Source organism: Herbidospora sp. NBRC 101105 (assembly GCF_030269205.1).
Classification (GTDB): Bacteria; Actinomycetota; Actinomycetes; order Streptosporangiales; family Streptosporangiaceae; genus Herbidospora; species Herbidospora solisilvae.
Genome location: NZ_BSSX01000005.1, coordinates 246,758 through 260,950, shown reverse-complemented (window position 1 = coordinate 260,950; position 14,193 = coordinate 246,758). Strand labels below are relative to the sequence as shown.

The following is a 14,193-nucleotide window of genomic DNA, read 5'->3' as shown; positions in this document are numbered from 1 at the left end:
GTCCCTGTTACCGGTGTGATTAGGGATATTCTCCCCCTGTGCTGATATCGGAGCCGCGCACTGTGCCGGCGGCGGCCGCCGTTGACCCACCCTTCGTCCAGCCCCGCTTACGGGTGCTCGACCTGCTGCGGTTCGTCGCGGCCATGGCGGTGGTGCTGTTCCACTTCGGGGAGACGCGCGCGTGGGGGACGGTCAACGCCTTCCCGGCGCTGAGCGGCGTGACGATGTTCGGCTCCTACGGAGTCCGGCTGTTCTTCATGATCAGCGGCTTCGTGATCCTGATGAGCGCCTGGGGGCGCACACCCGGCGAGTTCGTGGTCTCCCGGATCGCACGCTTATATCCGGCCTACTGGGCCAGCGTGATCATCCTGGGCGGGATCGCGCTGATGGGGTTCATCACCGACCACCGGCCCACCCTGAGCGAACTGCTCGCCAACCTGACGATGTTCCAGCACGGCCTGCGGATCCGCGACCTGGAGATCGTCTACTGGACGCTCTGGCACGAGCTCGTCTTCTACGTGATGATCGCCTGCTTCGCGGTGGTCGGGATCACGTACCGGCGGGTGCTCGGCTTCATGGGCGGCTGGATCTTCCTGCTCGCGCTGGCCGAGCGGCTCGACATCTCGCTGCTGAAGGTCGGGCTGGCCCAGTTCGGGGCGCCCTACTTCATCGCTGGCATGTCCCTCTATCTGATCTACCGCTTCGGCAACTCGCTGCTGCCGTGGTTGTTCGTCGGCCTCGCCTACGCCTTCGGGCTGGTCCAGCTGCTCGGCGAGGGGCCGTCGGCGATCAAGCGGTTCGGCGAGCCGCTGGGCACCGCGCTCGTGGTCGGCGTGATCTCGCTGATGTTCCTGGTGATGATCCTGGTCGCGCTCGGACGGCTCGACGGGATCGACTGGCGGGGGCTGACGCTGCTGGGCGCGCTGACCTATCCGCTCTACCTGTTCCACCACCACGTCGGGTTCCTGATGATCCAGTGGCTCAACCCGGTCCTCGGGCACCGGGTCACGCTGCCGGTGGTCATCGGGATCGTGCTGGTCGTGGCGTGGGCGGTCTACCGGTTCGTCGAGGTGCCCGCCCAGCCACGGTTGAAGGCGGCGTTGTCCCGCTCACTCAAGATCGCCGACTAGTCACTTCTTCTTCGGCGGCTTCGGCCAGGCCTCGCCCGGCTTCAGTTCGCGGTCGCCGAGCAGCGTGGAGACGGTGACGAGCTTGTAGCCCTTCTTCGTCAGGGTGTCGACCACGGTCTCCATGGCCTTGACCGTCTCCGGCACGATGTCGTGCAGCAGGATGACGGCGTTCGGCTTGGCGAACTTGAGCGTGCGCTCCTTGATGACCTTGGTGTTGCGGGCCTGCCAGTCGAGGGTCGAGCCCGTCCACAGGATCTGCGGCAGCCCGAGCGTCTCCATCAGGGAGCCGACGCGTGAGTTGGTCGCGCCGTTCGGGGGACGCATGAACGTCGGCGTGATGCCGACGGCCTCCCTGATGACGTCCTGGGTGCCGGTGATCTCGGAGACGATCTCCTCGTCGGAGAGCTTGGTCAGGTCGGGGTGGTCCCAGGTGTGGTTGCCGATCTCGTGGCCCTCGTCGACCATGCGCCTCATCATGTCGACGCGGCTGCCGACCTTCCGGCCCAGGACGAAGAAGGTGGCCTTGGCCTTGTGCTTCTTCAGGGTGTCGAGCAGGGCGGGGGTGTAGGGCCATGGCCCGTCGTCGAAGGTGAGCGCTATGCACTTGTGGCGCTCGCAGTAGGGCTTGGGCTTCGCGTTCGCCGGTGCGGCCGGGACGAGCAGGGACGTGGTTAAGGCGAGGGCGAGTGCCCCCCGGACGATCACGCGCATGGTGCCGAATCCTAAGGGGTGTTCCTGGGACGACTCTGAGATCGGCACGAATGACCTCAAGTAGGGTGTGGGGCACATCGCCGCAACGGAGGGGTGGAATCAATGCCGCAGTTCAGGGCCGTTCTCGACACCATGACGGCCTACACGCCGGGCAAGGCGGTGGTGTCGGCCGACGGGCGGTCGTACAAGTTGTCCTCCAACGAGTCCCCCGAGCCGCCGCTCCCCAGCGTCGTCGCCGCCATCGCCGAGGCCGCCACGACCGTCCACCGCTACCCCGACCCGGCGGCGGTCCGGCTGACCGAGGCGCTCGCGTCCCGTTACGGCGTCCCGCCGGAGCACATCGCGCTCGGCGCGGGCTCGGTCACCGTCGCCCAGCAGCTCTTCGAGACGGTCGGCGAGCCGGGCGCCGAGGTCATCTACGCGTGGCGTTCGTTCGAGGCCTACCCGCTGCTCGCGGATCTGTCCGGGGTCTTCTCGGTACGTGTCCCGCTCGCCGCCGAGACCCACGACCTCGACGCGATGGCGGCCGCGATCACCCCCGCCACCCGCATGATCCTGGTCTGCAACCCCAACAACCCGACGGGCACCGCCAACCGCGCGGCCGAGCTCACCGCGTTCCTCGACGCGGTTCCGTCGGACGTGCTGGTCATCCTCGACGAGGCCTACAGGGAGTACGTGCGCGACGAGGCCGTCCCCGACGGCCTGACCATCTACCGCGACCGCCCCAACGTCGCCGTGCTGCGCACCTTCTCCAAGGCCTACGGCCTGGCCGGCCTCCGCGTCGGCTACCTGATCGGCCCCGAGCCCATCGCCGCGGCGGTCCGCAAGACGATGGTCCCCTTCGCGGTCAACCACCTCGCCCAGGTCGCCGCCGTCGCGTCGCTGGCCGCCGAGGACGAACTGCTGGAGCGCGTCGAGCGGGTCGTCGCCGAGCGCACCCGCGTCCGCGAGGCGCTGATCACCCAGGGCTGGACGGTCCCCGAATCGCAGGCCAACTTCGTCTGGCTGCGCCTGGGCGACGACACCCCCGCGTTCGCCGCCGCGTGCGCCGCTGAGGGCGTCGCTGTGCGGCCCTTCGGCACGGAGGGTGCCCGTGTGTCCATCGGTGACCGTGAGGCCAACGACGTCTTCCTGAGCGCCGCGCAGGCGTTCAGGACACACGTCTCCGCTCGGTAGAGACCACCAGCGCCACCCCGGCGACGATGACGAGACCGGCGGCCACCATCATGGCCGTCACGGTCTCGCCCAGGAAGATCATCCCCAGCGCGACCGCGACGACGGGGTTCACGTAGGCGTAGGTCGAGACGAGCGAGATCGGCGCGTTGCCGAGCAGCCACACGTACGACGTGAACCCCACCAGCGACCCCACGACGATCAGGTAGGCCAGCGCCGCCCACGACCGCCCCGACACCTCCGACAGGACGAGGTGCTCCCCGGCCAGCCCGCTGCACACCAGCAACCCGCCGCCGCCGACCACCATCTCCACGGTCGACGCGGCGAAGGGGTTCTTCGGCATGGGCGCCCGCCCCGACATGAACGACCCCACGGCCCACGAGAACGACGCCAGCAGGATCACCACCACGCCGACCGAGCCCCCCGACATCCCGCCGGTCAGCGAGATCCCGGCCACGCCGAGGAACCCGATGAGCACCCCGGTCAGCGTCAGGACGTGGGGCCGGTCGCGGAAGACCGTGCGCATGATGACGAGCCAGAGCGGCGTCGAGGCGACCAGCAGCGCGGCGAGCCCGGTGGAGATGTGCTGCTCGGCCACGGCGACCATCCCGTTGCCGCCCGTGAGGAGCAGCAACCCGACCAGGGCCGCGTCGAAGAACTCGCGGCGGTTCATCCGGAACGCCTCCGGGCCGGTCTTGACCAGCAGGAACACGCCGAGAATGAGGGCCGCCACGACGAACCGGAGGCCGCCGGAGACGAAGGGCGGCATGGTCTCGATGACGAGTCCGATGCCCAGATAGGTCGATCCCCAGACGATGTAGACGGTCGTCAGGAGGATCCACACACGAATGTCACGACCGTCCCGCTGCATGACTCCTGACAATAGCCAAACGGGGGTAAAGCCCTCCAGAGCGGGGCCCGAAATCGGGCATCACGGAGACGGGGCCTGCAAGAGAAGGTCGTGCTCCCGCTCCGGGCCGGCGGGCGCGTCCCGCAGGCTCCGGGTGGCGGGCTGACCACACCGCCCCTTCAATGAGGGTGACGGCTCAAGTGCGTCGGCATTTGTCGTTCTTTTGAGAGTGGTCTCGCATGGCTGCGCTGGCTTCCTTTGCGATAGTGCGGCATTTCTGCTCCCGGCCAATCGGCGCGGAATACTACCGGGATGGTTGTGGACGTAACCGGATATTTCCGGATGTCTCGTTTGATTGGCCGTAGAGCGTGGGATCACGTACCTCGATATCGGTGATGACCATGCCGGTGGGGTCGAGGCTGAGTCCGATGACTTCCTCTCCGTCGAGCAATAGCGGTAACGACCGAGGGCTCGCCGATCCCGGCGGAGAGGTCAACAGGTTCTGGCAAGTCCGCGAGCATCCGCAGACGCCGAAGTAAGGAAGATCGGCCACCGTTCGCGCGAGCGGATTGATCCCGAGCAGCCAGGCGATCGTCGCGCTCAGGTGGGGATGCACCTCGCTCAGCCGAAGCCGGCTCACTGGAGGTACTCCAGTACGAGCAGGCACAACGTGGCCACCCCGAGGTAGGCGCCTCCCGAGTTGATGAGCGCGGTCGGCCCGGCCTTGCCGGACCTGAGGCTGACGATGTAGCAGATCAGCGCGGCGACGGCGGAAACGAGAGCCGCGATGATCAGAGAAACGGTAGGCGACATTTCCTGACTTTCTTTCTGATAGCGGGGAGTCGACGACTCCAGAGCTATCAGTGACCCCATGCCGAGAACTCGAAGATCATCATTTCTGTACGACTTTCTCCGGGTCTGGACGACTCTGGACGGAACCGGACGACAAGGCGAATCCTCGCGCTCGAGACGTTTGGGAATTATGGGGCGCGGTCCGAGCGGACGCGTTAGTCTCGCCACCATCACCGGCCGCCCCGGTGATCTCTGTGTGAACTCTTGGTCGTTGATGGCCTAATGCGCGGTTGCGCTGTCTGAGAACGGAACTCGTTGATGAGTGAAATGCGCGGAGGGCGGATCGACTGTGATGCCCTTCTGGACAAGCTCAAGAGTCTGCACCGCACGGTGGGACTGCCCAGCTACCGCAGGATGGCGGTGTTGGCGGAGTCCATGATCAAGGCAGAGCCCTCCGAGGAGTGGCGCTCGCTCTCCCCGTCGAACTTGTCCAACATCATGCAGGGCAGGTTCGCGCGGCGTCCGCGTTGGCCGCTCGTCCGCACCATCGTCACAGTGCTCTATCTGAACGGCACCATGAACGGCCGGATGGAGGCCTCGCCCCAGGTGCTCAGCGCGCTCACCAAGGAGTTCGCGGCAGTGTGGGACGCCATCGACGTCCAGGCCGCTCCGACCCGACCGGTACCTCGGATGCCCGATGTTCGGATGGCGTCACCAAACAGGCGCCGGAGGCGGCCTGGCCGGCCCTGGTGAAGCCGGAGCCTCCCGTGTGTGCCGGCCCGCCGGACGGCGCAGGATGACACGCTCGCCGTCGCCGGTCGCCGTGCTCTCCCAGCCGTTGTGGCGCAGGAGCCGGTGGGCGCGTGCCGGGGCCGGGCGTGCACTCCGCCCGCCCGCCCGGGCTGAGGTCATCGTCTCTCCCGCGACCGACGTCTTCCGTGCGACGACTCCGCCCTGTGGAAAACCGTCGGGGATCACCAGCGGGGGGTGGGCCCCCGAGAGGTGTGCTCACCGACGCCCGCCTGTTCGACCATGACCCGGGGCGACTCTCGCGGTGACGGCCGACGACGCGTGCCGTGGGCCGTGTCGCCGGCAGGGCTCGGGTCTCAAGGAGCCAATGGGAGAACGGACACCGCGGCTCGGTGAAAGGCGCCCGGCCGTCGTTCCCAAGCCCGGCATTTCACGACTTGCATTGAAGTTGCGCAATATTGCGCAACTCCAGCCCCGCCCGCCCCGCACTTTCTCGAATCCGGTGAAGTGAATTCCCTGTCCGGATTTATCCGGACGTATCCGTACACATTAAAAAGCAAGTACCCGGCACCCCCGGTTAAGGGGATGCCGGGTACTCACCCGTCTCAGCGGTTCAGCTTCTCCACGATCAGCCGGTAGAGCTGCCGGGGCCGTCCCGGTTGGGGTGTCCGGTTCGGTGGGAGCGGCCACGCGAGTCCCTCGTCGACCAGCGTGCGCAGCAGTCTCCGCGCCGTTCTCGGTGTCACCCCCAGCATCTTGCCCGCGCCCTCGGCGTCGACGACGGTGTCGCCGCCTTCCAGCTTGGCCGCCAGCCGGGCCAGGACCTCGACACCCTTCGGCTTCGCGGGGCCGGCCGACTGCGGGGGCATCCGGGGCGGGGGCACCAGCGTGCGTCCCTCCCGGTCGACCGCGAAGCCCTGGGCCTGCTTGCCGGCCTGCGTGCGGGCCAGTGCGGCCCGTGCGTGGGTCTCCGCGTCGTGGGTGGTGCGGCCCATGCCGACCCCGACCTCGACCGCCAGGCCCAGCTCGTCGCGGATCCTCGCCGCGAAGGGCAGCACCCGGAAGCCGTCGGTCGCGCCGGCGATCGATCCCCGTGTGGCCACCACCAGGTAGCTGTGGTCGTCGATCGGCCACACGCTGGCGTTGATGCGGTTGGCCTCCTGCACCAGCAGGCGGTGCAGGGAGAGCCGCAGCTCGTCACGCCAGTAACGGGGCGCCGCCCGCCTTATGGGCTCCCGCAGCGTCGGCACCTCGACGAGGATCACCGTCAGCTGGGATTCCTCCAGCCGGTGGTGCGCCCCGAGCAGGGCCGCCGTGTGGAGAGCGGTCCGGACCGCCGCCGACGTGGGCCGGATGCGGACCGTGGGGATGCCGGCCGCCGTTAATCGGTCGGCCACACCCGGTATGCAGGTCAGGGCGCCCGTCGTGGCGCCCTGGCGGACCAGCCGCTCGTGGTAGGCCGCGATCGTGCCGGTCGCTCCCGGCTCGTCGCGGCTGTGCACCTCTGCCGTGGATATGCCCAGGTCCGCGAACGCCTCGTCGACCTCGCCCCGGCTCAGCACGTCGACGCTGACCCGCCTGGGGTCGATGCGGTCGTCGAGGGCCGCCCGTGCGATCGCGGCCGTCAGGGCCGCGCCGCCCAGTTGGACGTGGGTCGCCGGCATCGTCAGCACCCCGGCTCGCCGTGCCAGCTCGTATGGAATCGGGCTGGCGAATAGGCAGGCGTCGACGCCGCCCAGCCGGGTCACCTTGTCGGATGCCTCCTGCTCGTCCCGGTACGCGGCCGCCACGAGGCGGCACGGCACCGGAGCGGCGGCGTGTCCCATGAGCATGACCCGCTCGACGAGGTCATGGGGCCCCACCACACCGATGGTGAGGTCCGGCGTCCCAGCGCCCATTCCGCCCCCCACGCGGCCGCGCGGTGAGTCTTCAGTGCGCTCGACCAATGTTCGTCCCATCCCGCGTGCCTTCTCGATTGACTTCTCTTTGGAACGATCGCTCCCGGAGGCCGTAATGTCACGCCCGGATTTTCCGGAATACCGTTCTGAGAAGGGCGGCACGGTCCTTTCCCATTATGTTGTGGCTGGTCAATGCCATTATGGACGTCGAACTAGGCAAAAGGGGAAATCTCGCGTTCCACATCGGCGCCGAGGGCCCGGAGCCGCTGCGCGATGTCGGCGTGGCCCCGGTCGATGCGGTAGCCCGACTCGATCACCGTCTCGCCCTCGGCCGCCAGCCCCGCCAGCACGAGCGCGATGCCCGACCGCAGATCGTGCGCCTCGACGGTCGTGCCCCGCAGCGGGGTGGGCCCGTGGACGACCGCCCGGTTGCCGTCCACCTCCACCCGCGCGCCCATCTTGTTGAGCTCCCGGGCCAGCGCGAACCGGCCGTCGAAGACGCGCTCGTGGATGTAGCTCGGCCCGTGGGCGAGCGCCGCCATCGCCATCAGCTGCGGCTGGAGGTCGGTCGCGAAGCCCGGGTAGGTGTCGGTGATCACGTTGATCGGCCGCAGCTGCCCGTCGCGGCGGGCGTGCACGACGGCGCCCTCCTGGAAGAACTCCACGCCCATCTGCTCCAGCTTCCACCGCACGACACCCAGGTGTTCGAGCGAGGTGCCGAGCAGGGTCACCTCGCCCCCGGTGATCGCGGCGGCCATCATGAACGCCCCGGCGTCGAGCCGGTCGGCCATGACGGTGTGCTCGACGGCCTTGAGCTCGCGTACCCCCTCGACGGTGATGAACCCCGTCCCCTCACCGCTGATGTTCGCGCCCATCTTGCGCAGCATCTCGATGACGTCGAGGACCTCGGGCTCCAGCGCCGCGTTCTCGATGACCGTCGTGCCCTGGGCCAGCGCGGCGGCCATGATGAGGTTCTCGGTGCCCGTGTGGGAGGGCCGGTCGAGGTAGAGCGTGGCCCCGGTCAGCCCGGCGGCCTTGATGTGGATGGTGCTCTCCTGCTCGTCGACCAGGGCGCCGAGCCGCTTGTAGCCGTTGTAGTGGAAGTCGAGGTTGCGGGCGCCCAAGTTGCATCCGCCGACCCCCTCGACGATGACCTCGCCGACCCGGTGCAGCAGCGCCGGCACGAACAGGATCACGCCCCGGAAGCGCGAGGCGATCTCCTCGGGCAGCACGGGCGTGTTCACACCCGAGGCGTCGATGACCAGCGTGCGCTCCGCCTCGTGGAACTGCACCCGGGCCCCGACGGCCTCGGCGAGCTCGATCGCCCGGCGCACGTCCTCGATCAGCGGGACGTTACGGAGGACCGTCCGGCCTTCCGCCGCCAGCAGGGCCGCCCCGATCATGGGCAGCACGGCGTTCTTCGCGCCTTGAACGAACGCGGTTCCACGCAGCGCATTGCCACCGCGCACGCGGTAACGAACCATGAAGAAAACTCCTCGGTTGGGGGTGGGGAGGATGGTGCGGCAGGTGCGGTAGCCGGGTATCGGCCCACAGTAGCCGCTAGCCGGGGTCATTCGCGGCGAAACCACCCTCGCAAAGTCCGGCCCGTAAGGCTGTTAAAGGCCGTCGCTTACGGGCCCGGTGTTCTGCCCGGGAATGCGAAGTTCGCCGGATTCAGCGCAAGGAACACGAACGACTGATCGAACGCCCGAAACGCTTCGAAATCAGCCCCAAAACCGACATCCGCCCAGGCAGGGGACAGCTTCCCCCACTTCCCGCACAGCGATTTTCGGTCTCCTATACGCGACCACGGCCCGAAATCCGACACACCGCCACCACCGGCCGAGTGGCGCAGTCGGCGACGTACCGACAGCGCGCCTTACCGGAATACCGCTCTTTCACTTGTCCTATTTTGTCAGGACGCAGCGGCCGGATCAGGGAAAACAGTGACTCCTGTGACTATCGCCCCTCGGCGATGTCGTTTCGGTGGAAGGAGCCGCGCATCTGGATGCGCCCCACGAGTTCGTAGGCCCGCTCCCGCGCCTCGGCCACCGTCTCGCCCGTGCCCACCACGTTCAGCACGCGCCCGCCGTTGGAGACGACCCTCCCGTCCTTCAGGGCGGTCCCGGCGTGGAGCACGTAAGCGCCCTCGACCTCTTCCGACAGGCCCTCGATGGGGTCGCCCTTCACCGGGGCGCCGGGGTAGTTCTCGGCCGCGATCACCACGGTCACGGCGGCGCCGGGGCGGGAGACCACGGCGGGCTGGGCGGCGAGTTCGCCGGTCGCGCAGGCGAGCAGCAGGTCGGCGAGGGGGGTCTCCAGGCGGTCGAGCACGACCTGGGTCTCGGGGTCGCCGAAGCGCGCGTTGAACTCGATGACCTTGGGGCCCTTGCTCGTCAGGGCCAGGCCGGCGTAGAGGACGCCGGTGTAGGGCGTGCCGCGGCGGGCCAGCTCGTTGACGGTCGGGGTGACGACGGTCGTCATGATCTCGTCGACCAGGCCCTCGGGGGCCCACGTCAGGGGGGTGTAGGCGCCCATGCCGCCCGTGTTGGGGCCCTCGTCGCCGTCGTGGGCACGCTTGAAGTCCTGTGCGGGCTGCAGGGCGACGGCCGTCTTGCCGTCGCACAGGGCGAACAGCGAGACCTCGGGGCCGTCGAGGTATTCCTCGATCACCACGCGCTCGCAGGCCGCGGCGTGGGCCAGCGCGGCGGAGCGGTCGGTCGTGACGACGACACCCTTGCCGGCGGCCAGGCCGTCGTCCTTGACGACATAGGGCGGGCCGAAGGTGTCGAGGGCGTCGAGGGCCTCTTCGGGGGTCGTACAGGAGAAGGCGCGGGCGGTCGGGACGCCGGCCGCCTCCATCACCGACTTGGCGAAGCTCTTGGAGCCCTCGATCGCGGCGGGTTCGCGCGACGGGCCGAAGCACGGCACGCCGACCGCGCGGACGGCGTCGGCCACCCCGGCGACCAGCGGGGCCTCGGGGCCGATGACCACGAGGTCGACCGCGAGGTCGAGCGCCAGCGCCGCGACGGAGGAGCCGTCGAGGGGCGACACGTCGTGGAGCCGCGCCACCTCGGCGATGCCCGCGTTGCCGGGCGCGCAGTGCACCTCGGCGGGTCGGAGAGCACGGCAGATCGCGTGCTCACGGCCTCCTGAACCGATCACCAGAACTCGCACCCACGCATTCTCTCAGGCCCGGCGACCACGGTTATCCTGGGACCCTGTGATATTTTGGGTTGGCTTTGCGGTGTCAAGTGGCGATTGGAGGTGGTACGGGTGTCTTCTGGCGATCCCGTCAGTACGTGCACGCGCGCGTCTGACGTGCGCGACATCCCTCTCCATTTCCAGATGCACGCCGCCCGCATGCCCGCGCCCGTGTAAGGGGTGACTCCGCTGTTCGCGTGGAGCATGTGAGCTCGGCCTTCGAAGGGACCGACATGCGCTCCGCCACGCTCTTCCCCCGTCGTTACACCCGTGCCGCCACCGTGGTCTCACCGGTGCGTGAGCACAAGAAGTTCCCCTGCGTCCCGTCGAGCGAGTCGCTCATCACCTTCGGCGCCTACATCGGCGGCCGGAAGGTGGCCGCCGACGGAATAGCGCAGGCCGTCCAGCTGGTCCGGCAGCACAACGAGGACGCCGCCAAGCCCGACGCCTACGTCTGGGTCGGGCTCTTCGAGCCGGAGGCCCCCGAGGTCGAGTGGCTGGCCGAGACGTTCGGGCTGCACCCCCTCGCCGTCGAAGACGCGGTCAAGGCCCACCAGCGGCCCAAGGTGGAACGTTACGGCGACTCCCTGTTCGTGGTGCTGAAGACGGTCGCGTTCCTCGACCACGAGGTGCTGACCGAGTCGGCCCAGATCATCGCCACCGGCGAGATCATGGTGTTCGTCGGACCCGACTTCGTCGTCACGGTGCGCCACGGCGCCCACAGCCCGCTCAGCGACGTGCGCGAGAAGCTCGAAGACAAGCCCAAGCTGCTCAACCGCGGGCCGACCGGCGTCCTCCACGCCATCGCCGACCACGTCGTCGACAAGTACCTCTACGTCGCCGACCAGATGCAGGCCGAGCTCGAAGAGGTCGAGGCCGCGGTGTTCGCCGAGGTCAGCTCGCGCGACATCAACCGGATCTACCACCTCAAGCGGGAGATGCTGGAGCTCAAGCGCGCCGTCGCGCCGCTCTCCACCCCGTTCTCGCAGCTCCCGCAGCGCCGCAGCATCCCCTCCGACATGCGCGAGTACTTCCGCGACGTCTCCGACCACCTGTCGCGCGTGTGCGAGCAGGTCCAGTCGAGCAACGAGCTCTCCGACTCGATCCTGCAGGCCGCGCTGGCCCGCACCAACGCCCTGGCCAACGAGGACATGCGCAAGATCTCGTCGTGGGTGGCGATCCTGGCCGTCCCGACCATGATCGCGGGCATCTACGGCATGAACTTCGAGCACATGCCGGCGCTCGACGCGGTGTGGGGCTACCCGGTGGTCGTCGGCGTGATGGTCGTCGCCTGCGCCCTGCTCCACCGGGCGTTCCGGCGCAACGGCTGGCTCTAGACGGCTGCTCTAGACAGCCGCGACGGCCTTGACCGAGCGCGGCAGCGGGATGCCGCGAGTGGCCCACAACTCCCGCATGCGGTCGGGGTAGTCGGTCACGATCGCGGCCACACCCAGGTCGAGCAGTTCGGCCGCCTCGGTGACGTCGTTGACCGTCCAGACCACCACGGGCAGTCCGCGCCGGGCCGCGCCCGTCATGAGCTGCTTGTCGACGAGCACCCGGTCGGGAGACAACACGGTCGCCCCGGCGGCCTCGGCCGCGCCCGCGATGTCGACCTCGAAGTCGCGGATGTCGAAGCCGGCCATCCACACCGGATCGATGGTCGCCGCCTCGACCAGCGCGTATCTGTTCGGTACGGCGTCACGTGCCGCCGTCAGGATGCGCCAGTCGAAGCTCAGGATGGCCGAGTTGTCGAGCCGCCGGTGCCGCGCCAGTTCGTCCAAGACCAGACCGGTGAAGACCTTCGGGTCGGCCGACAGGTCGGGCCGGGTGGGGTCTGACTTGAGCTCGACGTTCAGCCGCACGTGGTCGGCGCCGTAGGCGCTGACGAGCCCGAGCACCGCGCCCAGCGTGGGCATGCGGGTGTCGGGACGGCCGACCTGGGTGAGCATGAACGGGTCGTTCTCGCGCACGGGGCGGCGCACCCCGACGTCGAGGGTGCGGAGCTGCGCCAGGGTGAGCTGGTTGATCGGCCGGCCGACCAGTTGCTCCGTGCCGGTGTCGCGGCTCGTCACCGCGGAGACGGTCAGGTCGTGACTCAGGACCAACTGGTGGTCGGCGGTCAGCACGACGTCGAACTCGATGGCGTCGACGCCGATCTCCAGCGCGTAGGCGAGACCGGGCAGGGTGTTCTCGGGCCGCAGGCCGCGGGCGCCCCGGTGCCCGTGCAACTCAACAGGTCGGTGCACAACCGCGAACCCTACAAGGCACGCCGACCGGTCCCCGGTATTGGGGCTCCGATCGGCGTGCCCTGTTTCAGACCAGGGACCTGATCTGCAGCGTCTGGGTGCGGCCGGGGCCGACGCCGATCGCGGAGATCGGCGCGCCGGACATGTCTTCCAGCGCCTTGACGTAGGCCTGCGCGTTGGGCGGCAGGTCGTCGAGGGTCTTGGCGGAGGTGATGTCCTCCTCCCAGCCCGGGAACTCCTCGTAGATCGGCTTCGCGTGGTGGAAGTCGGTCTGGGTCATCGGGATCTCGTCGTGGCGCACGCCGTTGACGTCGTAGGCGACGCAGACCGGGATCTTCTCCAGGCCCGACAGCACGTCGAGCTTGGTGAGGAAGAAGTCGGTCACGCCGTTGATGCGGGAGGCGTAGCGGGCGATCACGGCGTCGTACCAGCCGCAGCGGCGGTTGCGCCCGGTGGTGGTGCCGTATTCGTGCCCCGTCTTGCGCAGCCACTCGCCGGTCTCGTCGAGCAGCTCGGTCGGGAAGGGGCCCGAACCGACCCGGGTCGTGTACGCCTTCACGATCCCGATCACCCGGTTGAGGCGGGTCGGCGGGATGCCCGAACCCGCGCACGCGCCGCCGCTGGTCGGCGACGACGAGGTGACGAACGGGTAGGTGCCGTGGTCGATGTCGAGCAGGGTGCCCTGGCCGCCTTCGAGCAGCACGAACTTGTCGTCGTCGAGCGCCTTGCTCAGGATGAGCGCGGTGTCGGCGATGTGGGGGCGCAGCCGCTCGGCGTAGCCGAGGTACTCCTCCAGCACCTTCGCCGGGTCGAGCCCGCGCCGGTTGTAGATCTTGGTGAGGATCTGGTTCTTCTCGTTGAGGGCGGCCTCGATCTTCTTCTGCAGGATGCCCGGGTCGAGCAGGTCCTGCACCCGGATGCCCATCCGGTAGATCTTGTCGCCGTACGCCGGGCCGATGCCCCGCCCGGTGGTGCCGATCTTGGCCTTGCCGAGGTAGCGCTCGGTGACCTTGTCGATGGCCTTGTGGTGCGGCATGATCAAATGCGCGTTCGACGAGATCAGCAGCCGCGAGCAGTCGATGCCCCGCGCGGCCAGCCCGTCGATCTCCCCGAGCAGCACGCCCGGGTCGATGACGACGCCGTTGCCGATCACGGGTGTGACGTTGGGGGACAGCACTCCCGTGGGCAGCAGATGCAAGGCGTATTTCTGGTCGCCGATGACGACGGTGTGACCCGCGTTGTTGCCGCCCTGGTAACGGACGACGTAGTCGACGACGCCACCGAGGATGTCGGTGGCCTTTCCTTTGCCCTCATCGCCCCACTGGGCGCCCACGAGAACGACAGCCGGCATGGTCAATCTCCCGGAACAAAAACCAAAGCCCCTGACGCAAGCGACAGGGGCTCTTGCAAACCGAGACTACCTGAGCTGCCGGAAAAAG

Annotated in this window: 13 protein-coding genes; 4 read left to right on the top strand and 9 right to left on the bottom strand. The window is 68.5% G+C overall.

The window, feature by feature from the left end:
• The first annotated feature begins 38 nt into the window (after positions 1–38).
• Positions 39–1,130, top strand: coding sequence for an acyltransferase family protein (locus QSK34_RS21725; protein ID WP_285586070.1), 1,092 nt, complete (start codon positions 39–41; stop codon positions 1,128–1,130).
• On the opposite strand, the gene QSK34_RS21720 is transcribed toward QSK34_RS21725, so the two are convergent.
• On the bottom strand, positions 1,131–1,841 hold the full coding sequence (locus QSK34_RS21720) for a polysaccharide deacetylase family protein (protein ID WP_161479720.1): 711 nt from the start codon (positions 1,839–1,841) through the stop codon (positions 1,131–1,133).
• A gap of 102 nt (positions 1,842–1,943) precedes the next feature.
• Here QSK34_RS21720 and hisC point away from each other — a divergent pair, with 102 nt between their 5' ends.
• The gene (hisC, locus tag QSK34_RS21715) at positions 1,944–3,017 is read left to right on the top strand and encodes a histidinol-phosphate transaminase (RefSeq protein ID WP_285586069.1); all 1,074 of its coding nucleotides are present in this window, start codon (positions 1,944–1,946) and stop codon (positions 3,015–3,017) included.
• On the opposite strand, the gene QSK34_RS21710 is transcribed toward hisC, so the two are convergent.
• The 3 genes from QSK34_RS21710 to QSK34_RS21700 form a co-directional block, all read right to left on the bottom strand.
• Positions 2,992–3,885: an EamA family transporter gene (locus QSK34_RS21710; protein WP_285586067.1), complete on the bottom strand. Its 894-nt coding sequence runs from the start codon at positions 3,883–3,885 to the stop codon at positions 2,992–2,994. The genes hisC and QSK34_RS21710 overlap by 26 nt on opposite strands.
• A 283-nt stretch (positions 3,886–4,168) precedes the next feature.
• Positions 4,169–4,480: a hypothetical protein gene (locus tag QSK34_RS21705; protein WP_285586066.1), complete on the bottom strand. Its 312-nt coding sequence runs from the start codon at positions 4,478–4,480 to the stop codon at positions 4,169–4,171.
• Positions 4,481–4,500: 20 nt separating this feature from the next.
• Positions 4,501–4,677 carry a hypothetical protein gene (locus QSK34_RS21700; protein WP_285586065.1) on the bottom strand — a complete coding sequence of 59 codons (177 nt, stop codon included), beginning with the start codon at positions 4,675–4,677 and terminating at the stop codon, positions 4,501–4,503.
• Between the two features lie 297 nt (positions 4,678–4,974).
• On the opposite strand from QSK34_RS21700, the gene QSK34_RS21695 reads away from it, so the two are divergent.
• On the top strand, positions 4,975–5,409 hold the full coding sequence (locus QSK34_RS21695; protein WP_156046100.1) for a hypothetical protein: 435 nt from the start codon (positions 4,975–4,977) through the stop codon (positions 5,407–5,409).
• A 602-nt stretch (positions 5,410–6,011) separates the two neighbouring features.
• On the opposite strand, the gene QSK34_RS21690 is transcribed toward QSK34_RS21695, so the two are convergent.
• The 3 genes from QSK34_RS21690 to purD all read right to left on the bottom strand — a co-directional run bounded on the left by QSK34_RS21690 (position 6,012) and on the right by purD (position 10,481).
• Positions 6,012–7,304, bottom strand: a complete 1,293-nt coding sequence (locus tag QSK34_RS21690) for a transcriptional regulator (RefSeq protein ID WP_030456307.1) — start codon at positions 7,302–7,304, stop codon at positions 6,012–6,014.
• 212 nt (positions 7,305–7,516) lie between these two features.
• Entirely contained in the window at positions 7,517–8,788 is a 1,272-nt protein-coding gene (murA, locus tag QSK34_RS21685; protein WP_285586064.1) for a UDP-N-acetylglucosamine 1-carboxyvinyltransferase, read from the bottom strand.
• Between the two features lie 475 nt (positions 8,789–9,263).
• Positions 9,264–10,481, bottom strand: coding sequence for a phosphoribosylamine--glycine ligase (gene purD / locus QSK34_RS21680; protein ID WP_285586063.1), 1,218 nt, complete (start codon positions 10,479–10,481; stop codon positions 9,264–9,266).
• A gap of 260 nt (positions 10,482–10,741) precedes the next feature.
• Between purD and corA the strand changes: the two genes are divergently transcribed.
• A complete protein-coding gene (gene corA, locus QSK34_RS21675) occupies positions 10,742–11,845 on the top strand; it encodes a magnesium/cobalt transporter CorA (protein ID WP_161479729.1) in 1,104 nt (367 codons plus the stop codon).
• Positions 11,846–11,854: 9 nt separating this feature from the next.
• Here corA and QSK34_RS21670 read toward each other — a convergent pair whose 3' ends face one another.
• Together QSK34_RS21670 and QSK34_RS21665 are read right to left on the bottom strand one after the other, a co-directional pair.
• Positions 11,855–12,754, bottom strand: coding sequence for a glycerophosphodiester phosphodiesterase family protein (locus QSK34_RS21670; protein WP_285586062.1), 900 nt, complete (start codon positions 12,752–12,754; stop codon positions 11,855–11,857).
• 67 nt (positions 12,755–12,821) lie between these two features.
• Entirely contained in the window at positions 12,822–14,105 is a 1,284-nt protein-coding gene (locus QSK34_RS21665) for an adenylosuccinate synthase (RefSeq protein ID WP_285586061.1), read from the bottom strand.
• Positions 14,106–14,193: the final 88 nt, after the last annotated feature.

Coding starts and splice junctions, on each gene's coding strand:
- QSK34_RS21720 (WP_161479720.1), bottom strand. CDS start 1,841: ATGCGCGTGATCGTCCGGGGGGCACTCGCCCTCGCCTTAACCACGTCC.
- hisC (WP_285586069.1), top strand. CDS start 1,944: ATGCCGCAGTTCAGGGCCGTTCTCGACACCATGACGGCCTACACGCCG.
- QSK34_RS21710 (WP_285586067.1), bottom strand. CDS start 3,885: ATGCAGCGGGACGGTCGTGACATTCGTGTGTGGATCCTCCTGACGACC.
- QSK34_RS21700 (WP_285586065.1), bottom strand. CDS start 4,677: ATGTCGCCTACCGTTTCTCTGATCATCGCGGCTCTCGTTTCCGCCGTC.
- QSK34_RS21695 (WP_156046100.1), top strand. CDS start 4,975: ATGAGTGAAATGCGCGGAGGGCGGATCGACTGTGATGCCCTTCTGGAC.
- QSK34_RS21690 (WP_030456307.1), bottom strand. CDS start 7,304: ATGGGCGCTGGGACGCCGGACCTCACCATCGGTGTGGTGGGGCCCCAT.
- murA (WP_285586064.1), bottom strand. CDS start 8,788: ATGGTTCGTTACCGCGTGCGCGGTGGCAATGCGCTGCGTGGAACCGCG.
- corA (WP_161479729.1), top strand. CDS start 10,742: ATGCGCTCCGCCACGCTCTTCCCCCGTCGTTACACCCGTGCCGCCACC.
- QSK34_RS21665 (WP_285586061.1), bottom strand. CDS start 14,105: ATGCCGGCTGTCGTTCTCGTGGGCGCCCAGTGGGGCGATGAGGGCAAA.